The organism is Halobellus marinus, from assembly GCF_032113415.1.
In the GTDB taxonomy this organism is placed as follows: domain Archaea; phylum Halobacteriota; class Halobacteria; order Halobacteriales; family Haloferacaceae; genus Haloquadratum; species Haloquadratum marinus.
Genome location: NZ_CP134946.1, coordinates 1595866 through 1613212 on the forward strand (window position 1 = coordinate 1595866; position 17347 = coordinate 1613212).

Consider the following 17347-nt stretch of genomic DNA (forward strand, 5'->3'; position numbering starts at 1 on the left):
GTCGCTGTGTCCGGTCAGTCGATCGTCGGTCGCTATCTTTTAAGTGACTGCACTATGTGCACACTATTAACGCGTACGATGGTTACAGATAGATCCCCAATAAATGTTTGTGTTATTGGCTCGGTGCGACCGACTGACACGACGGGTGCGCGGCAATGACCGGCGCGGGCGGCCACGACCACGACGATCTGATCGGCTGGGACGACGGCGCCGAGCGGGTGCAGGATCTCCGTGAACGGTGGTTATCACGCTTAGGGACCGAGACTGTCGGCCTCGGCGAGATCGCCGGGCGCGCCCTCGCGGAACCGATCGACGCGCCGACCGATGTCCCGGCGTGGAGCCACGCGACGATGGACGGGTTCGCGTTCGACGCGACCGACGACTACCCGCTTTCGGTTGTCGACGCCGACGTGTTCCCGGAGGATGATCCGCCGAGGATCGAGTCCGGGGAGGCGGTCCGGATCGCGACCGGCGCGCCGCTCCCGCCGTCGGCGAACGCGGTGCTCAAACGCGAGGAAGCCTCGGTCGACGAGGGGCAACTCACCGGGACCGACCTCGACCCCGGGACGTACGTCTACGAGCGCGGGAGCAACGTCGCCGAGGGCGAACGGCTCTTTGCGGCCGGCGAGCGGCTCGGTCCGAAGGACGCGATCCTTCTGGGTGATCTCGGTATCGAGCGCGTCACGGTCCGCGAGCGGTTCGACGTCGGCCTGCTGGCGACCGGCACGGAGATCCACGAGGGACGACACACGGACCTCGACTCGCCGATGCTGGCCGGACTCGTCCGGTCGTGGGGCCACGACGCCACCTACGAGGGGACTGTCCCGGACGAGTACGACCGCGTCGAGTCACGGATCGACGCGCTGGCCCACGAGTACGACGTGGTCGTGACGACCGGCGGGACGAGCGTCGGCGACAAGGACTACGTGATCCGGGCGCTGGAGTCGCTGGGCGAGGTGCTCTTCCACCGCGTGCGGCTCCGCCCCGGCAAACCGATCGCGGTCGCGGAACTCGAAGCCCACGACGCGGTCGCGTTCGCCATCCCCGGCAAGCCGGTCGGCGCGCACGCGGTCACGTCGCTGGTCGCCCGCCCCTTCTTCACCGGATCGGCGTCGCTGTCGACGGTGTCCGCGGAGATGGCCCGCGACGTCGCCATCACGACGCCCGGATTCGCGTACGCTATCCCAGTCACCCTCGACGACGGGACGGCGATGCCGCTGGGACACGCGGACTCGCCGCTTACGGTCTACGAGACGGCCTTCGACCCGAGCGTCCTCTCGTCGAGTACCCGCGCCACCCGCGCCGACGGCTTCGTGCTCACCGAATCCGGCGTCGATCGCGACGAGACGGTCGAGGTGGTCCCGTATTCCGTCGTCGAGCGATGATCCGTGAACCGCCCGTCGGGCCGGCAACCCGCCGATGAGCGGGGAGTCGCCCGATCCCGCAACGACCGACGAGGGGCTGCCGATCGTCGCGCCGCCGTTCGCGAACCGGGAAGACCGAGATGCCGCAGGGGTCGCCGGGGAGGACCGCGACCCCGCCCGCGTCGGCGGAATCGTGCTCGCCGCGGGGACGAGCGACCGCTTCGGCGACCGGAACAAACTGCTCGCGACCGTCGACGGCGACCCGCTCGTCCGGCACGCGGCGGAGACACTCGTCGCCGCCGGCCTCGATCCGATCGTCGCGGTTGTCGGCCACGACGCTGAGGACGTGACTGCCGCCCTGGATGGTCTCGACGTTGAGACGGTTCCCAATCCCGCGTATGCCCAGGGACAGTCCTCGTCGGTGCGCGTCGGGATCACTGCCCTCGAAGACCGATCGACGAGTGTCGACGCTGCAGTACTCGCTCTCGGGGATATGCCGTTCGTCGAGCCCGCGACTGTCGAGGCGCTCGTCGCCGCCTACGAGGCAGGCGTCGGAGACGCCCTCGCGGCCGCCTACGACGGCGTTCGCGGTAACCCGGTCCTGTTCGATCGTCGCTTCTTCGCCGACCTCACCGACGTCGAGGGCGACGTCGGCGGGCGCAAAATCCTGCTGGAGAGCGACGACAGCGCGTGCGTGGCAGTGTCGGACGAGGGAGTTCGCCACGATATTGACGAGCCGACAGATCTGCCGTAGTTGATGAGCGGCGCAATTTTGCGTCGGGACCCGACGGCGAGCGAACGCGGTCGTGTCGGGTTCGCCGACTCGCTCACTCGCTTTCTGGCTCGAGTTTTTCGACGATGATCCGGCCGTCCTCGACGTGCCACTCGATGCGATCGCCGGCGCCGACGTCGAGGAAGTTCCGGACGGGCTTGGGGACCGTCGTCAGGTTCTTCTCGGAGACTTTCGTATCGGTTAGATTGCCCATAGTCTCCCATATCTCGTAGTTCATACATAGTTTACGCTATGTCTGACGCGCGGATCGGTGGCAAGTACCACGACCGGCCGGACTATACCGAGGACTTCCAGCGGTGGGCGCCCCCGTCGGAGGCCTTCTCGAAGTCCAAGTTGTACCGATCGGAGTTCAACAGAGTCTCACCCGGCCGGTACGTGCCGTCGCCGGCCGACCGTAACACCCCACGTTCCGCGAGCGTGGACAGCACGTCGCGGACGGTCCGTTCCCGCCCCTCGACCAGGTTCGCTTCCTCGATGACAGCATCGACGTCGACGCGCCCCGTGAGCATCGCAAGCCGGATCGCCGCCACCCAGGCAGGCTCCCGGTTCATTTCCCGACACATACTCGCTACTGGGAGGAACTATTTCGACTGAGTTAGGTTTTTGGGAAGGGGGCGAATACGCCGTATTGCGATTTGCGTTCCAGACCCGTTACGACGATCCGGACGTGGAAACGTATCCCCTTACTTGATATCTCCCGCTGAAGTGGGGATTGGCGGGGTGCAACGCTGCCGGACCGCAGGTCTTCGACTCAGTCTGACTCGTCGTATACGCTCGTCTCCGTGTCGGTCAAGGCGTAGACGGCGCTCTCCGTCCCGACGTAGACGCCGGTGGCTGCCCCTGCGAGGGCCGTGATCTGCGAGTCGAACCGCCGGTCGACGACCCGATTCCGCGCCGTATCGTAGCCCAGGAGTCTGTTCTCGGTCCCGAGATAGACCACGTCGCCGACGGCGACGGGGCCGGTCACGTCGCGGGACCGACCCGGAATGTCGGTCTCCCAGCGCAGCGCCCCTTCGAGCGTCGCCGCGGTCAACTTCGCACCGTGTTCTGCGGTACAGTAGATGCCGTCGTCGGTGACGACCGGCGGGGCGTCCGGCAGATAGTCGGTGATGCTGGTCCCCTCGTACTCGCCGCCGGGACCCAGTTCGAGTCGGTGGTACCCCTGCTCCTCGAAGAGGACCGTCGAGTCCGCGACGCAGTCCCAGGCGTACAGCCCCGCGGAGGTAGGGACGATCGGCGGCGAGAGGTCGGACTCGAACGGGATTTCGTACGCCGGGTCGACCGCGCCGGTGCCCTCCGTGATCACTGCCCTGTCGGCCAGGTGTTCGGGCCACTCCTCGCTGACGCCGATGTAGACGTTCGAAGACGGGATCTTCGACGGGACGAGCGACCGGTAATCCGCGCTGAGCGGCGGGACGACGGAGCCGTCGATATCCGGCGCCGCCAAGAACGGGTCGTCCTGCCGGAGGTCGGGCTGGACCAGCGTGAGGTCGCGCTCGCCCTCCCTCCCGGTCGTCACATAATAATACGCCGCCTTCGGCGGGTGGCAGAGCGCGCCACCGGACTCGATGTCGGCGTCGATCTCGCAGTCGACGGTGGAATCGACCGCATACGAGCGGCTGCCGTCGGTTGGCTCTTCCAACCGGACGACACCGTCCGGCGTCGCGAGGACGACGTACCGGTGGTCGTCTTCGTGCTTGGCGGGATCCACAAAGAACCCACACGCTGGCGCAGCCTCGGTGTACCGCCACAGCTGTCGGCCCGTCGCGGCGTCGAGTACCGAGAGGCCGTCGGTCCGCCCCACGTACACCCGCCCGTCCGCCACTCGAATTCCGTTCGGGAGTACCTGGGCGCCCGCCAGTCCACCAGCCCACCGCTCGCCGGCGGCGGCGTCTCGAACGGGGCGTCCGTCGGTGACTGCCGCGGACCGCCGCGGACCTCCCCTGTAGCCGGTCCACTCACTCATCGTGACACTCATCCGAGCGGGCCTGCGGTTCGACTCGCGGTGGACGGGCGGTCCTGACGGACGTGCCAGCCGACGACCTGACGGTTCGTTCGCGCATACGGGCCCAATTCGAGCGCCCGTGAAATAGGTGGGGACCGTCGGCCTTCGAGCGACGTCCGTTGCCCCGGTTCGGCTCCGATATCGCGCCGAGGACGCCCCTGTCGCCGGAGTAACGCTTACAACCGCCGCGGCGAAACTGCGTGCCACCGAGCGCCGCTATGAGAGAGAAACTGACCGCTGCCGTCGTCGGCGTCGTGCTCTTTGCGGCCAGTATGTGGCTTCTGGCCGACCTCGCCGACCTGGTCTCGGTCAGCGCCTTGGCCCGCATCGAAGTTCTGGCGATGCTCTTTCCCACCTCCCTCGCTATCGGCTTCGCCCTCCTCGTGTGGCTGTACTGGTAATGCCCTCGGACGCGACCGCTTCGCGCGATTCGTCACCTTGGGCGACTGAATTCGTCACGGCCGTGTCGCCGACAGTGTGAGCTCCGTCTCCGACACCGATTTGTGATCCGGCCGTCTGAATACGAGCAATGACCGCACCCACGATCGAGACCACCCACGTCGGGAGCCTCCCGCGCTCGGAGCGCCTGCGCGCACTCTTGACTGATTCGGACGGCCGGAACGACGAGGCGTTCGAGGCGGCCGTCGCCGAGTCGATCCGAGACGTCGTCCGCCGGCAGGCCGAGGTCGGAATCGACATCGCCAACGACGGCGAGCAGAGCCGGATCGCCTACTCGGTCGACGTCACCAACCGTCTCCGCGGGTTCGGCGAGGGGACCGTCGAGCGCGAGTGGCCCTCGGACCTCGATGACTTCCCGGACTACGCCGAGGAGCTTCTGGGCGATACGGAGAACATCGGCGGTCCGGTCGCCCAGGAACCAATCGAGTACGTCGGGGAGGACGCGCTCCGCCGGGAACTGTCCCGGTTCGACGAGGCAGTCGCGGCCGAGGACGTCGAATTCCCGAGGCGCTTCCATACGGCTCCGTCGCCGGGGGCCGTCCTTCGGTTCACGGAGACGGCCTACCACGACTCCGACGAGGCGTACCTCTTCGATCTCGCGGACGCACTCCAGACCGAGTACGAGGTGATCGCCGAGACAGGGGCGATCCTCCAGATCGACGCCCCCGACCTGCTGGCGGGGTTCACGCTCACCTACAAGGACGACTCGGTCGCCGAGTTCCGCGAGCGCGTGCGGACGCACATCGAGGCGTTGAACCGGGCCATCTCCGATATCCCGGACGAACAGATCCGCCTCCACGGTTGCTGGGGGAACTATCCGGGACCACACCATCGGGACGTCGAACTCGACGAGGTAATCGGCGCGTTCTACGAGGCCGACGTCGGCGGCCTGGTGGTCGAAGGAGCGAACCCCCGACACCAACACGAGTACCGTACCTTCGCGGAACATCCGCTCCCCGACGACTGGCGCCTGATCCCGGGCGTGATCGACGTGAAGACGAACATCGTCGAACACCCGGAGGTCGTCGCCGACCGCCTCGAACGGTTCGCCGACGCGGTCGGTGACCCCGAGCGGATCGTCGCCGGCGCGGACTGCGGCTTCGAGACGGTCGTCGAGGGCGCGAACGCGGTCCATCCGGCGATCGCCTGGAAGAAACTCGAAGCGCTCGTCGAGGGTGCAGACCTGGCAGCCGAACGATTAGCGTGAACGACGGTCGGCGGTCGCACGACGCCCCAGTCAGTTGCCGGAAGTCGTTTCGGACCGGACGAGTGGACGAATCTGTGACCCTGTCGGATCCCTTCGCGACTGAGACAAACCGCGTGGTAAACTACCCCGCCCTACTCACTCGCCTTTCGGCTCGCTCCTTGAGGGCGGGGCCTCCGCCTCGAAGGACGGTGAATACGGAGCGTGTAGGCAGTCCAGCTAGAAGCCAGCATCCGCCTCTCTGGAGCCGGCTTCCCCTGCGGTAAGCGCCGCGACGACCTCCTCGACAAGCGCTGGATCATTCATCCAGAATCCAGTGTAGCCATTCGAGTGCTCTCGGGCGACCAACCCGCAGGCTTGCCCGTCAGTCGGCCCGCCGTCGTACGCAAGTGCCCAGTAGGGCTCGAACCGTTCGGCCTCCTCGGTGTGATAGCTGACCCCAGTGATCGTCGGCGGTGTCCAATCGTCGAGGCCGTAGATGTGGATATACAGCGTTGTTTCCGCTGCGAGTGTCCGATAGAGGTCTATCTGGGACCTGAACGTCGAGAGGGTCTGGAAACTCACCCGCAGCGTTCCTTCCCCCACGCGATAGGCGCGGTCTTCGATTTCGCGGCTGACCGCAAGGAGTTCGCGGCGATTCATCCCCGAAATCACTGTCTGCTCGAGGACGTCAAAGAGCACCCGGTAGCCCTCGGATATATCGTCTCTGTCGTCAGGGCGGCGGATCGGCGGTTCAACCAGCCCCTCGATCGCGTCGATCCCGATGATCCCCACGACCTCGCCGGCGGTTTCGATTTCGAAGAACGGCTCCGGACCCCCAGGTGGCAGCGAGCGAGACTCAATGGCGACACCGTGGTCTGCGAGCCACGCTTCGATGTCGGATTGGGTACCACTCCGGTAGATGGTGAACTGATGCTCGCGATCTCGAAGTTCGGCAATCAACGAATCGAGCATCCTTACGGTTCCAGACGCTGCTCTGCAGTGATACTCCAGCGGATGATATCGGCGACGCGCGGGTGCAGCGGTGCAATCTGGACGGTTCCGTCCTGCGGGTTGTAGTCGATCAGTCCCGCCTCGGTGAGCAGGGGCAAGTGATTGTGGACCAGGGTGAGGCGAAGTTCCGACCGGTCCGCTGACGTGTGCATCGTCCCTGTTGCCGTCGCGTTCCATCCGCCGAGAACAGTAGCGAGTTCGTCGACGTAGCTTTCTTCTTCCGCAAGCAAATAATAGAGGAGCCGTCGACGCTGGGATGCCGCCAGCGCCCGGTAGAACCGATCTTCAGCCAATCGTGGCGGGAGATTTTCGTCTCCCACTCGATCGTCTCGTTGACGGTCGTCCAGTGAGTCTCCCATACGCTGCAACGACCCTTCCTGAATAAAAAATTATGCACTTTTTTCACCAAACAGGACTGTGCACGATAATTTATTTACCACGTTTCCCGGTGGTTACGGAAAACCGAGGAGAAAGCCCCGTGCTTCAGCGCGGGGAGGATGTCAATTGTCTCACCATTCCCCAGTAGCCGTATTCGTAGTGAGGGGTTCTCGCGGTCCGCGTTGCAGGCACGGAAGCGGGCGGTCGTCAAGACGCTCTGCTACCGGCTGGTAATGGTCGTCATCACCGATTTCGTCGCGTGGGTCGTCGTGGGGGGCCTCGGCGACGCGGTGAACATCGGCCTGGCCGCAAACGTGGTCAAGACCGGCACCGACTACGTCTACGAGCGGACGTGGGACCACATCTCGTGGTGCTTATCGACGCCGGCGTAGTCGCGCAGGGAGCAACTCTTCCCGCCGCACTCAATCGAGTTGCGCACGGAGCGCCTCGTTCATCGCGTCGACCGGCGCATCGCGGCCGGTCCACTGCTCGAATGCTTCGACACCCTGGAACAGCAGCATCCAGGCGCCGTCGACGGTGGTCGCGCCGGCCGACGCGGCTTCCCTGAGCAACCGCGTCTCGATCGGGCTATAGACGGCGTCCAGCACGGCCAGCCCCGGGTGGAGATGCTCGGCGGGCACCGGCGTCTCGTCCTCGTCGGGTTCCATCCCGACGCTCGTCGCGTTGACGAGGAGGTCGGCCTCGGCGACTCGATCGAGCGTATCGAGTCCTCCGGCTGTCGCGCCGGGGACGTCGGCGGCGAGCGACTCCGCGCGTTCGACCGTGCGATTCGCGATGTGGACGGACGCGCCGGCATCGGCTAAGGCGAACGCCGCCCCGCGTCCTGCGCCGCCGGCGCCGACGACGACGGCGTCGCGGCCCTCGATCACGACGTCGTGATGCGTCAATGCCCGCTCGACGCCCGCTACGTCGGTGTTGTACCCTTTGGGCGTCGCCCCGGAGAAGTCGATCGTGTTTACGGCGCCGACGCGACGGGCGACGTCGTCCGGGTCGACCGCGTCGAGGACGTCCTGTTTGAACGGGATCGTGACATTCAGCCCCGCGATCCCGAGCGTGGCCGCGCTTTCCACCGCGTCGGCGGCGGCGTCGGGTGCGGGCTCGAAGGTGACGTATCGTGCGTCGAGTCCGAGCGCCTCGTAAGCCGCCTCGTGCATCGGCGGCGACAGGGAGTGTTCGACGGGATTTCCGAGCAGTCCGAATACCTGCATACGAACGCGTCAACCCGCGACCGAATTAAAGGGTGGTTCGGCGGCCAGTCTCTCGGGGCCTCGGGGGTGCCCGTGACAGGGCTATGGTCGCCGTCGAACCGCAAGAGATAGGCCACGCAAGGGCCGACCACCGGTGATGACCTCGCGTCTGCGCCACCCGCTCGCAGCCGTCGTCGCCAGTGTCGCGTTGACGCTTCCCTGGGTCGCCTCCTGGGCGAGCGGCGTTTCGCTCGGCTTCGGCCCGACGACTGTCGTCGGCGTCAGCGGTCTGGCGGTCCTGGGAGCGTCCTTTCTTCTCGCGTGGGGCGCAGAAACCGCCGAAAAGGACGTCCCGCGGGCGTTTGCGATTGCGGTCCTGGCGGTGCTCGCTGTCGCCCCGGAGTACGCCGTCGACGCCCTCTACGCGTGGCAGGCGGCGACCGATCCCTCGAAAGCGAATCTCGCTGTCGCCAATATGACCGGCGCGAACCGCATTCTGATCGGACTCGGGTGGTCGGGCATCGCGCTCTTTTCTATCTACAAGGCGACCACCGGCTCCCGGGCCGATACGAGCGTCGTCGACAACGACGGGAGACTCCGTGACGCGGTGAAACTCGACCCGGATATCTCCACGGAGATCCTCTTTCTGTTCCTGGCGACCGTCTTCGCCTTCTTCGTCCCGCTGAACGGCGGGATCGACGCCATCGACACGATCGTGCTCGTTGGGCTGTACGTCACCTACATCGCGATCATCATCCGGGGCGACGTCGAGGAGGTCGAGGATCAGATCGGCGTCCCGGCGTACTTCCAGGCGACAGCACGGCGGATCCGTGTGCCGGTCGTCCTCGCGCTGTTCGTCTACTCCGGCTTTCTCATCTTCACCGCCGTCGAACCGTTCGCACACGGGCTGGAGGATCTGGGACTGCAGTTCGGGATCCCGGAGTTCTTTATGATTCAGTGGATCGCACCGCTGGCCTCCGAGAGTCCGGAACTCGTCATCACCGCCTACCTCGTGAACAAGGCGCGGTCGACTGCGGCGTTCAACGCGCTGATCTCCTCGAAACTGAATCAGTGGACGCTCCTGATCGGGACGCTCTCGGTGGTCTATAGCCTCTCTCTGGGTGCGTACGGCGTTCTGCCGTTCGACTTCAAACAGGCCGCCGAAATCTGGCTCACCGCCGCCCAGAGCTTCTTCGCGATCGCGATCCTCGTGAACTTCCGGATCAGCGTCCGCGAAGCGGTCACCCTGCTCGTGCTCTTCCTCTCGCAGGTGATCTTCGAGTTCGCACTGATCCGGATCTATCCGGAAGCGATCGCCGAGCAGTATTCGATCTACCTGTTGCTTTCGTACACGGCCATCTACCTGATGCTCGGCGCCGGACTGCTCTTCGCCCGTCGCCGCTCGCTCCGCCGACTCGGGAAACTCACCGTGGCCAACATCCGCGGGACGCCGATGCCGGAGCCCGATCGGGCGGATTAGCGTCGCCGGTGGCTCGGGACACCGCTGTCCGCTCCGCGATCGAAAATCGCCGGGATTACCGCCAGTCGTACTTCGCGACCGCCCGATCCGCGCGCTTCGAGCACCCGTGTGGGTTCCGCGCGGTCGTCCGGTCCCGCGCTCGGGCGACGAGGCCGTCGGACCAGCCGGTGGCGATCCCGACGACGACGTCCCGTCCCGTCCCGACCCAGCCCGACGGCGTCGCATCGCCCGCGAGCACCTCCCGGGCGGCGACAAGGGCGTCCGCACCGGCGTGTGTGACGATGCGCCGGACGATCGTCGGACGGAGGCCGTAGTTCTTCACGAGCCGGTAGGTCAGCGCACGATATTTCCAGCCGTGATCGCGCTCGCTGACGCCGCCGTCGGCCTCGTATTCGGTCTGGACGCACATATCCGCTTGCCAGGAAACGTCGTACCCGGCCCCTGCGAGCCGGTGGGCGGCGTCGCGGGCACCGCCCGTTTCGAGATACTCGTCGAACCCGTCGAGTTCATCCAAAGCGTCCGCCCGGAACGCCACGTTGCCGCCGTTGAAGTACGTGATCGATCGCCCGCGAATCTCACGGCTCTCCGGTTCGGTTGTCGTCATCCCGGCCGGCAGGGTCTCGTGGACCGGTCCTGTCGCGACCGCGGAGTCCGAAAGCCCCGTCTCGATGGCCTCCGGCCACGTCTCCTCGATCGCGAGGTCGTGCCGGAGGAAGGCGACGGCGTCCCCCGAGGCGGCGCGAATCCCCGCGTTCCGGGAGACGTTGAGCGTCCGGTCCGAGACCTCCACGAGCACGTCGACGTCGTCTCGGTCGCGGACCATCCCGGTGGTGCCGTCGGCCGACGGGCCGTTGACCACCACGATCTCCGCGTCGGGGGCACGGTCGGCGAGGACGCCGAGCGTGCCCGCGAGGTGATCCCGCCCGTTCAGTGTCGGGATCACTACCGAGAGCTCCATATTTTCCGGTCGGTGCACGAGAACTTAAATGTCGCACCTCGCCAGTACCACGCCGAATCCGCCGCGAATAGGCTCACGACTCCCGGAAGCGGCGTCTCTGCGTCTCAGTCCAGTTCGGCACTCCCGGAGGTGGCTCTCAGTCCGCTTCGTCAGCGTCGACAGACGCCGTCCAGTAGGAGACCGACGCCAGCGCGTCACCGACCGCGGTCGACCCGATGGTTGTGTCGAGATCGCGGAACTCCTGGGCGACGTTGTTGGGAATCTTCCGATAGAACCCATACGGGAGGAGGAAGTCGTGTTCGGCGTTTACGAGCCGTAGCCCGGCATCGTCGAGCAGCCGATCGACCTGCTCTCTGGAGTACAGATGCGATCCCATCGGGAGCAGCCAGTTGTAGACGACGCGGGCGCTCCGTCCGTTGAACGTATCGAAGAAGACGATGTCTTTCGAGACGCGAGCCATCTCCGCGAGGAACTTCGTCGGTGTCTCCGCGAGGTGGAAAAACCGCATCGCAAACACCGCATCGAAGTGGTCGTCGGGAAACGGGAGTCGGGCGGCGTCGCCGCGGAGGAACTCGATGTGATCCGCGACACCCGCGTCACGGGCCTTCTCCCGACCCTGGGACAGCATCGCCGCGGAGATGTCGAGTCCGACGATGTTCGCCCCGCGGTCGGCCAGCAGTGCCGTGAATCGGCCGGTCCCACACGCGATTTCGAGCACGTCCAGGTCGTCGACCGGACCCAGCGCCTCGATGACGGCTCGCTTCTCGCGGCTGTCGATAAGTCTGCCGCCGCGGGAGAACCGCTTCGAGTCGTACTGCTGGGCGACGTCGTCGGCCTGATACCACTCCTTTCCTTTCACTACCTGTCCGTCCTCGCCCGCGGATTAAAACCGTACTGGATACGCGTCGGTCACGCCCGGCCGCTCGCGGTTCCCGGTGACTTTCCTATTTGCCCCTGACCACGACCTTATATGAGTATAAGGTCTACGGATTGTATTGTCACACTTGTAGGCAACCTTTACCAATTGGGGATGGATCTGTGATCCTATGAGCACCAGTACCGCAGACCTCGACGGGGATGACCTCCTCTCGGAATCGGAGTACCGCGACCGCCTCCGCGAACTGCCGCCGAGCGCGAAACTCGTCGCGAAAGTACTCGAAAGCGACGCGCCGCTCTCGCAGGGCCAACTCGCCGAGGAGTCGCTCCTCCCGGATCGGACCGTCCGCTACGCACTCAACCGTCTGGAGGATGCGGAACTCGTGGGTTCGCGCTACAGCTTCCAGGACGCCCGCAAGCAGGTCTACTTCCTCAACACGTGACCACGCTGATCGTGGTCGAATAGCGCTGGAGCGGGTGCTGCCCCGATCAACCCGTCGAGGTCGCTACCGATAGACGACTGCGCGACGACAGCGTTTTTTCCCGACACACGGAACGATGAGCCGTGACTGGCTCTTCTCGCGCCGCGATTCCGATCCGCCGGGTTTCTGTTCCGGTTTCCGCATCAGTCCCGTCCGGTTCGACGAACGCGTATCTCGTCGGCAAGGACCCGGCGCTCCTGATCGACCCCCCCGGCCGAACCGACGACCTCGACGAGGCTGTCACGGCCGCGAACGTCGAACACATTGCGGTCACGCACGCCCACCCCGACCACGTCGGCGGCATCGCGGCGTACGCCGCAGAGACTGGTGCAACCGTCTGGTGTCGCCGCGGCCGCGAGGACCGATTTGCGGAGACGGCGGTGGTCGCACCCGACCGGACGTTTCTCGAGGGCAGCGAACTGCCGATCGCCGGCGGGGTGGGCGTGATCGACGTCCCTGGCCACGCACCTGACCACGTCGCGTTCGAGACCGACGCCGGGACGTTCTGTGGGGACGTCGCAATCGCCGAGGGCAGCGTGGCCGTCGGCGCCCCCGAGGGTGACGTCCGGGCGTACCTCGTTGCGCTCCGGCGGCTCTACGCCCGGGATCCGCCGCGACTCTACCCCGGTCACGGACCGGTTATCGACGACCCGCGGGCGACCTGCGAGCGCCTCCTTCGCCGACGCCTCGACCGCGAACGGGAGATCCTGGCTGCGGTCCGTGACGGCGTTGACGAGATCGATGCCATCCTCGATGCGGTCTACGATCGCGACCTCACGGGGGTTCGAAGGTTCGCCCGCGCGGCGGTCGTCGCCCACCTGGAGAAACTTGACGCGGAGAGGCACGTGGCATTCGATCGCGAGACCGAGACAGTCACACCACGGTGAGGACTCTGCCCACGTCCCTGTCGAAGCCGCGATTCCCCGACCGGGAGGGTTTAGTTCACGCCGCCGCGAGAGACGGCTATGAGCGACGCCCCGACGCTCGAGACGGAACTCGCCCGCGCTCGCGACCTGTCGGTGGCGGCGCTGGCGGACGCGATCGAGTCGATCGGCTTCGAGTGCACGCGCTGTGGTGCGTGCTGTCGGGGCCATCCGAGCGAAGACGGTGGTGATCGGGAACCCCACACGGCGACAGTGTTCCCGGACGAGGTGCGGCGGTTGCAGGACGCCGCGAGTGAGACGACGGACGGCGGCGGGACTGGAACGAGCGAGGCGGCGGAGACTTACGACTGGCGGGACGTCGCCCGGCCGATGCCGTACGGCCTCGTCGGGGGCGACGAGGGCTCCGAGGGCGAGACGTTCGAGTGGGCGCTGCAGACCGATGCTTGCGGCGACTGCGTCTTCTACGAGGAGGTCGGTGAGCGTCCCGACGGCAGTCCGAAAGGCGCCTGCAGCGTCCACGACGACCGGCCGCTCATCTGCGAGACGTACCCGTTCAGCGTCGCGCTGGGCGGGACGAGCCAGCCGATGGGCGAGGCTGTCGACGAAGCGGGCATCGTCCGCGCCCACGAGTGTGAGGGACTCGGCCGCGACATCGCCCGCGAGGACGCCGAGGAGTTGGCCGCCGCGCTGAAAGAGCGGGCAGTCCGGGAGATCGAGGAAGCGATCGCCGTCCGCGACAACTACGAGCCCCGGGACGTCGACGGCGTGGTCGTCCACGACTCCGAGGGCGCAAAGCGACCCGACGGATCGCCCGTCGGTGATCACTCCGACGGAGAGTAACGGCTCCCGCCTGGGACCACCGTGCTCACGAGCCGAAACCACTACCACCGGTCGCCACGAGCCGCCGCTATGCGAGTTAGTGTTATCGGCGGTAGTACGATAGACGAGGCGGAGGCCGAAACCGCGGCCGCGCTCGGCCGACACCTCGCTCGGCGCGGGCACACGGTCGTCTGCGGCGGCCTCGGCGGCGTGATGGAGGCGGTCTGTCGGGGCGCTGCCGAGGCCGACGGCCACACCATCGGTATTCTCCCGACTGACCGCCGGGCCGACGCCAACGCCTTCGTCGACGAGGCTATCGCGACGGGACTGGGGCACGCGCGTAACGCGCTCGTGGTGATGAACGGCGACGCAGTCGTCGCGGTCGACGGCGGCGGCGGCACGCTCTCGGAACTCGGCTACGCCGCCGTCTACGATCGACCGACCGCCGGCATCGGGACCCACGACGCCGCGCACGTCGAACCTGTCGAGACGGCGGAAGCGGCTGTCGAGTACGTCGAGGACGCGGTCGAAAATAGCGGTTGAGCCCGCTTCGGCGCTCGAAAAGACGCGCCACGGGGAATCAGTGTCGAGCGGACCGCGACGGACCGGGGGCGCCTGCAGGTACTTCGGGGGGAGTCAGGGGGTCTCCACCATCGATCGGAATATACTGTAGACGGGCGCTCCATCGGCAATTCTATCGAGAAGAGACTCTCTTGATGTAAAGCTCTCTCAACTATAAATGTTGGAAATATAACCAATTATACACCATATACCGGATAGCTGCAGGCAGAATACGACCCATAACAAACACCCAAGTCAGTCACACTGTGGTATGGCCGAGAAAACTATCCCCATCGAAGTGACTCTCAGTGTGGAGGAAGCCGACGACATCGAGCAACTGTTCATCGGTTTCGAGGACACAGATGGAACGGAATTTATCCTCGCCACGGCGGAACCGCCTGCTACCGTCGAACTCAAAGGAACTCGCCTGCAGTCGGGTACAAACCGTGATTGAGGAGCCCAACAGTACCGCTGTCGCAAGAGACGCACATTGACTCTACGGACTGGTTCGCGTATTTTTCGCCCAAAACAACCACCGGGCCACGTTCTCTGACGGCCTCGGTACGTCACCAGGTACCGTGGAACGTGTCGAACTCCAAGGAGTCGAGCGGTTTGTCGCCGACAGCGATCCGGTACTCGCCGGGCGTGAGCATCGGCTTGTGGAACTGCGGGCCGTCGTCGGTCGTGATCCGGGGGCAGCCGGTGTTGACGAACGCGTCCATATCGAAGTTCCGCAGGCGGTCCGGCGTCACCTCGTCCATCGTGATGAGGTAGGCGTCGTCGTTGTCCGCGATGATCTCCTCGGCGATCTCCATCCGGCCCTGCCCGATCTTCGTACAGAAGATGACGCCCCACTTCTGGGCGTCCATCGCCCGGTGGACCGCGCCGTACCGCTGTTTCATAAACTTCTCCGTGTCGGCGACGGTCACGACGTTGTTGACCGGGTCGGCGATCAGGACCTTCTTCTCGGGGTGCTCCATCGCCAGCCCGAGCGGGTGGAACTTCCCGCCGCCGACGTAGAGGACCTGGTCGGCGTCGATGTCCGCGGAGGCGTAGTTACACCCGAGCACCTGCCCCTCGTAGGTCAGCCGTTCGTCGCCACGGCGGGTATGGACGTTGTAACCGCGGTCTTCAAGCCACTCGACCATCTCGCCGAAGCGGTTCATGTGCTGGGCAGTCGTCACGAGGCCGACGTCCTCCTCGGGCAGGTCACCGACGGCCTCTTCGAGGATCGGGAACGGGTCGACGTTCGAGAACAGCGGCACGTAGATGATCTTGTCGGACTCCTTCATCGGGGAGTGCCCGAAGTGGACGAAGACGTCTGTCCGGCGCATCAGATACGTATCGAGGTCACAGGCGCCGTAGCAGGGCTGTCCGGAGAGCAGGAAGGTCACGTCGTCGTCGCACAGTTCCCGGAGGTCGTCGGCGACCGCCGGGCCGCGACGCTTCAGCCCCTCGGGGAACTGCAGTCCGACTCGCTTTGCGTCCCGTTCGTCGACCGCTTCGACGATGCGGTCGAGTTCGTAGTCCCACTCCCGGTCGTGTTTCAGCGACATCCCGGTGTTTCGGAGGTCTCCCTCCGTGGCGTCCTGGCTCATTACACCGTCATTGCCGATCGAGACGCATAACGCCGGCGGTTCCGAGACTCCGGAAAACGGCCCTGAGACGGAGTCTCGAAGACGAGTCGGCGACGTCGCCGCGTCCGGCAGTTTGAAACGCGAGGCGGCCGTAGCACAACCGATGAGCGTTCAGACAGATCGACTCGAAGAACTCGGGCAGGAACTCGGCGAGGCGATCGCCGAGACCGACGAATACGAGGCGTTCGAGGAGGCGAAAGCGGCGGTCGAGGCCGACGACGAGGTCCAGGAGAAGATCTCGGCGTTCCACGATCTCCGCGATCAGTTTATGCACGCCAGACAGACCGGCAACGCGACCGAAGCGGACCTCCGTGAGGTCCAGTCGGCCCAGGAGGAACTGCACGCGATGCCGAAGATGGCCGAATTCCTCGACGCCCAAGAGGAGCTACAGAACCGCCTCGAAGCTATCAACGAGGCGATCTCAGACCCGCTTGCGGTCGACTTCGGCGGTGAAGCCGGCGGCTGCTGTAACGACTGAGCCCGCGCAACTCACACTGCGGCGGCAATCAGCGCGCTCGAAGGGGAACCTGTCCTCGTCGCCGTCGTTTGCGTTTTCACTCGGCGCGAGAGCGCCGAGCCTTCATATACGAAGCCGCGGCCACGCCCGGTATGCTCGCGATCGCCGGCGGCAAGGGCGGCAGCGGCAAGACGACCACGACACTCGGCCTGGCGCGATCGATCGACGCTCCGACCCTCGCCGTCGACGCCGACTCGGATCTCCCGAACCTGCATCGACTTGCGGGCGTGCCGCGCGATCCGCCGACCGGTACCTGCGGTCATCCGGATCCGGACGCGAGGGGAACAGAGACGCGGATTCTGCCGGCGCGGTCCCACGAACCGGACGGCGTCGGCGAACGGCTCCGTCGGCTGCACGACGCCGAAGACGCCGACGATACCCCGAGCGTTCTGGTCGACTGCCCTGCCGGTGCGGGGCCGGACGCGACAGTGCCGCTCCGGATCGCGGACGCCGTGCTCGTCGTCTCGACACCCTGTATCGCCGCGCTTCGGGACGCAGCGAAGACGGCGGCGATGGCCCGCGCGGTCGGCACGCCGCTGATCGGCGGCGTACTGACGAGAGCGCGACTCGCTCCAACCGGCGTCGACGACCTGCTCGGCTGTCCCGTGCTCGAAACGATCCCGAGGGCTGCCGACGGGAATGCTGCCACTCCGCTTTCGGACCCGTCTGTCAGACGCGCGTACGACAATCTCGCCGACGCGCTCCGCGAGCGACCGAAAGGCTAAGCCG

At 65.9% G+C, this 17347-nt stretch carries 22 protein-coding genes; 13 read left to right on the plus strand and 9 right to left on the minus strand.

Annotated features, from left to right (window positions below; translation table 11 throughout):
* Positions 1 to 155 precede the first annotated feature (155 nt).
* Positions 156 to 1385 carry a molybdopterin molybdotransferase MoeA gene (locus tag RJT37_RS08165; protein ID WP_313689317.1) on the plus strand — a complete coding sequence of 410 codons (1230 nt, stop codon included), beginning with the start codon at positions 156 to 158 and terminating at the stop codon, positions 1383 to 1385.
* Between the two features lie 34 nt (positions 1386 to 1419).
* Positions 1420 to 2118 carry a nucleotidyltransferase family protein gene (locus RJT37_RS08170; RefSeq protein ID WP_313689319.1) on the plus strand — a complete coding sequence of 233 codons (699 nt, stop codon included), beginning with the start codon at positions 1420 to 1422 and terminating at the stop codon, positions 2116 to 2118.
* A gap of 73 nt (positions 2119 to 2191) precedes the next feature.
* On the opposite strand, the gene RJT37_RS08175 is transcribed toward RJT37_RS08170, so the two are convergent.
* From RJT37_RS08175 to RJT37_RS08185, 3 genes are all read right to left on the minus strand, one after another.
* Complete coding sequence (locus RJT37_RS08175; RefSeq protein ID WP_311171050.1) at positions 2192 to 2350, minus strand: AbrB/MazE/SpoVT family DNA-binding domain-containing protein; 159 nt, start codon at positions 2348 to 2350, stop codon at positions 2192 to 2194.
* A gap of 82 nt (positions 2351 to 2432) precedes the next feature.
* Positions 2433 to 2708, minus strand: coding sequence for a hypothetical protein (locus RJT37_RS08180; RefSeq protein ID WP_313689323.1), 276 nt, complete (start codon positions 2706 to 2708; stop codon positions 2433 to 2435).
* Between the two features lie 200 nt (positions 2709 to 2908).
* Positions 2909 to 4123, minus strand: a complete 1215-nt coding sequence (locus RJT37_RS08185; RefSeq protein WP_313689326.1) for an outer membrane protein assembly factor BamB family protein — start codon at positions 4121 to 4123, stop codon at positions 2909 to 2911.
* Between the two features lie 257 nt (positions 4124 to 4380).
* Here RJT37_RS08185 and RJT37_RS08190 point away from each other — a divergent pair, with 257 nt between their 5' ends.
* A complete protein-coding gene (locus tag RJT37_RS08190; RefSeq protein ID WP_313689329.1) occupies positions 4381 to 4563 on the plus strand; it encodes a hypothetical protein in 183 nt (60 codons plus the stop codon).
* A 128-nt stretch (positions 4564 to 4691) separates the two neighbouring features.
* A complete protein-coding gene (locus tag RJT37_RS08195; RefSeq protein WP_313689331.1) occupies positions 4692 to 5828 on the plus strand; it encodes a cobalamin-independent methionine synthase II family protein in 1137 nt (378 codons plus the stop codon).
* A gap of 216 nt (positions 5829 to 6044) precedes the next feature.
* On the opposite strand, the gene RJT37_RS08200 is transcribed toward RJT37_RS08195, so the two are convergent.
* A complete protein-coding gene (locus RJT37_RS08200) occupies positions 6045 to 6779 on the minus strand; it encodes a DICT sensory domain-containing protein (RefSeq protein ID WP_313689333.1) in 735 nt (244 codons plus the stop codon).
* A 2-nt stretch (positions 6780 to 6781) separates the two neighbouring features.
* On the minus strand, positions 6782 to 7177 hold the full coding sequence (locus tag RJT37_RS08205; protein WP_313689336.1) for a DUF7344 domain-containing protein: 396 nt from the start codon (positions 7175 to 7177) through the stop codon (positions 6782 to 6784).
* Positions 7178 to 7315: 138 nt separating this feature from the next.
* Between RJT37_RS08205 and RJT37_RS08210 the strand changes: the two genes are divergently transcribed.
* On the plus strand, positions 7316 to 7588 hold the full coding sequence (locus RJT37_RS08210) for a DUF2061 domain-containing protein (RefSeq protein ID WP_313689339.1): 273 nt from the start codon (positions 7316 to 7318) through the stop codon (positions 7586 to 7588).
* A 30-nt stretch (positions 7589 to 7618) separates the two neighbouring features.
* On the opposite strand, the gene RJT37_RS08215 is transcribed toward RJT37_RS08210, so the two are convergent.
* Positions 7619 to 8425, minus strand: coding sequence for a shikimate dehydrogenase (locus RJT37_RS08215; RefSeq protein WP_313689342.1), 807 nt, complete (start codon positions 8423 to 8425; stop codon positions 7619 to 7621).
* Between the two features lie 136 nt (positions 8426 to 8561).
* Here RJT37_RS08215 and RJT37_RS08220 point away from each other — a divergent pair, with 136 nt between their 5' ends.
* Positions 8562 to 9884, plus strand: a complete 1323-nt coding sequence (locus tag RJT37_RS08220; protein WP_313689345.1) for a sodium:calcium antiporter — start codon at positions 8562 to 8564, stop codon at positions 9882 to 9884.
* Positions 9885 to 9939: 55 nt separating this feature from the next.
* Here the strand turns inward: RJT37_RS08220 and RJT37_RS08225 are convergent, their stop codons facing one another.
* Both RJT37_RS08225 and RJT37_RS08230 read right to left on the minus strand, forming a co-directional pair.
* Positions 9940 to 10842 carry a glycosyltransferase family 2 protein gene (locus RJT37_RS08225; protein ID WP_313689347.1) on the minus strand — a complete coding sequence of 301 codons (903 nt, stop codon included), beginning with the start codon at positions 10840 to 10842 and terminating at the stop codon, positions 9940 to 9942.
* Between the two features lie 136 nt (positions 10843 to 10978).
* Positions 10979 to 11701: a class I SAM-dependent methyltransferase gene (locus RJT37_RS08230; RefSeq protein ID WP_313689348.1), complete on the minus strand. Its 723-nt coding sequence runs from the start codon at positions 11699 to 11701 to the stop codon at positions 10979 to 10981.
* A gap of 187 nt (positions 11702 to 11888) precedes the next feature.
* Here RJT37_RS08230 and RJT37_RS08235 point away from each other — a divergent pair, with 187 nt between their 5' ends.
* The 5 genes from RJT37_RS08235 (at position 11889) to RJT37_RS08255 (ending at position 14918) form a co-directional block, all read left to right on the plus strand.
* Positions 11889 to 12161 (plus strand): MarR family transcriptional regulator, encoded by a 273-nt coding sequence (locus RJT37_RS08235; protein WP_311171062.1) that lies wholly within the window; start codon positions 11889 to 11891, stop codon positions 12159 to 12161.
* 146 nt (positions 12162 to 12307) lie between these two features.
* Positions 12308 to 13087: an MBL fold metallo-hydrolase gene (locus tag RJT37_RS08240; protein WP_313689913.1), complete on the plus strand. Its 780-nt coding sequence runs from the start codon at positions 12308 to 12310 to the stop codon at positions 13085 to 13087.
* Positions 13088 to 13165: 78 nt separating this feature from the next.
* A complete protein-coding gene (locus RJT37_RS08245) occupies positions 13166 to 13924 on the plus strand; it encodes a YkgJ family cysteine cluster protein (protein ID WP_313689349.1) in 759 nt (252 codons plus the stop codon).
* 69 nt (positions 13925 to 13993) lie between these two features.
* Positions 13994 to 14446 carry a TIGR00725 family protein gene (locus RJT37_RS08250; RefSeq protein WP_313689350.1) on the plus strand — a complete coding sequence of 151 codons (453 nt, stop codon included), beginning with the start codon at positions 13994 to 13996 and terminating at the stop codon, positions 14444 to 14446.
* 289 nt (positions 14447 to 14735) lie between these two features.
* On the plus strand, positions 14736 to 14918 hold the full coding sequence (locus RJT37_RS08255) for a hypothetical protein (protein ID WP_313689351.1): 183 nt from the start codon (positions 14736 to 14738) through the stop codon (positions 14916 to 14918).
* Between the two features lie 112 nt (positions 14919 to 15030).
* Here the strand turns inward: RJT37_RS08255 and dph2 are convergent, their stop codons facing one another.
* Positions 15031 to 16062, minus strand: a complete 1032-nt coding sequence (gene dph2, locus RJT37_RS08260) for a diphthamide biosynthesis enzyme Dph2 (protein ID WP_313689353.1) — start codon at positions 16060 to 16062, stop codon at positions 15031 to 15033.
* Between the two features lie 142 nt (positions 16063 to 16204).
* Here dph2 and RJT37_RS08265 point away from each other — a divergent pair, with 142 nt between their 5' ends.
* A complete protein-coding gene (locus tag RJT37_RS08265) occupies positions 16205 to 16579 on the plus strand; it encodes a YlbF/YmcA family competence regulator (RefSeq protein WP_313689355.1) in 375 nt (124 codons plus the stop codon).
* 131 nt (positions 16580 to 16710) lie between these two features.
* Entirely contained in the window at positions 16711 to 17343 is a 633-nt protein-coding gene (locus RJT37_RS08270) for a nucleotide-binding protein (RefSeq protein WP_313689357.1), read from the plus strand.
* The last annotated feature ends 4 nt before the right edge of the window (positions 17344 to 17347 follow it).

Excerpts from the sequence above, each read along its gene's own strand:
- RJT37_RS08180 (WP_313689323.1), bottom strand. The coding sequence starts at position 2,708 with ATGAACCGGGAGCCTGCCTGGGTGGCGGCGATCCGGCTTGCGATGCTC.
- RJT37_RS08185 (WP_313689326.1), bottom strand. The coding sequence starts at position 4,123 with ATGAGTGAGTGGACCGGCTACAGGGGAGGTCCGCGGCGGTCCGCGGCA.
- RJT37_RS08210 (WP_313689339.1), top strand. The coding sequence starts at position 7,316 with ATGTCAATTGTCTCACCATTCCCCAGTAGCCGTATTCGTAGTGAGGGG.
- RJT37_RS08235 (WP_311171062.1), top strand. The coding sequence starts at position 11,889 with ATGAGCACCAGTACCGCAGACCTCGACGGGGATGACCTCCTCTCGGAA.
- RJT37_RS08175 (WP_311171050.1), bottom strand. The coding sequence starts at position 2,350 with ATGGGCAATCTAACCGATACGAAAGTCTCCGAGAAGAACCTGACGACG.
- RJT37_RS08255 (WP_313689351.1), top strand. The coding sequence starts at position 14,736 with ATGGCCGAGAAAACTATCCCCATCGAAGTGACTCTCAGTGTGGAGGAA.
- RJT37_RS08170 (WP_313689319.1), top strand. The coding sequence starts at position 1,420 with ATGAGCGGGGAGTCGCCCGATCCCGCAACGACCGACGAGGGGCTGCCG.
- RJT37_RS08165 (WP_313689317.1), top strand. The coding sequence starts at position 156 with ATGACCGGCGCGGGCGGCCACGACCACGACGATCTGATCGGCTGGGAC.
- RJT37_RS08265 (WP_313689355.1), top strand. The coding sequence starts at position 16,205 with ATGAGCGTTCAGACAGATCGACTCGAAGAACTCGGGCAGGAACTCGGC.
- RJT37_RS08190 (WP_313689329.1), top strand. The coding sequence starts at position 4,381 with ATGAGAGAGAAACTGACCGCTGCCGTCGTCGGCGTCGTGCTCTTTGCG.
- RJT37_RS08215 (WP_313689342.1), bottom strand. The coding sequence starts at position 8,425 with ATGCAGGTATTCGGACTGCTCGGAAATCCCGTCGAACACTCCCTGTCG.
- RJT37_RS08220 (WP_313689345.1), top strand. The coding sequence starts at position 8,562 with ATGACCTCGCGTCTGCGCCACCCGCTCGCAGCCGTCGTCGCCAGTGTC.
- dph2 (WP_313689353.1), bottom strand. The coding sequence starts at position 16,062 with ATGAGCCAGGACGCCACGGAGGGAGACCTCCGAAACACCGGGATGTCG.
- RJT37_RS08205 (WP_313689336.1), bottom strand. The coding sequence starts at position 7,177 with ATGGGAGACTCACTGGACGACCGTCAACGAGACGATCGAGTGGGAGAC.
- RJT37_RS08200 (WP_313689333.1), bottom strand. The coding sequence starts at position 6,779 with ATGCTCGATTCGTTGATTGCCGAACTTCGAGATCGCGAGCATCAGTTC.
- RJT37_RS08250 (WP_313689350.1), top strand. The coding sequence starts at position 13,994 with ATGCGAGTTAGTGTTATCGGCGGTAGTACGATAGACGAGGCGGAGGCC.
- RJT37_RS08270 (WP_313689357.1), top strand. The coding sequence starts at position 16,711 with ATGCTCGCGATCGCCGGCGGCAAGGGCGGCAGCGGCAAGACGACCACG.
- RJT37_RS08225 (WP_313689347.1), bottom strand. The coding sequence starts at position 10,842 with ATGGAGCTCTCGGTAGTGATCCCGACACTGAACGGGCGGGATCACCTC.
- RJT37_RS08245 (WP_313689349.1), top strand. The coding sequence starts at position 13,166 with ATGAGCGACGCCCCGACGCTCGAGACGGAACTCGCCCGCGCTCGCGAC.
- RJT37_RS08195 (WP_313689331.1), top strand. The coding sequence starts at position 4,692 with ATGACCGCACCCACGATCGAGACCACCCACGTCGGGAGCCTCCCGCGC.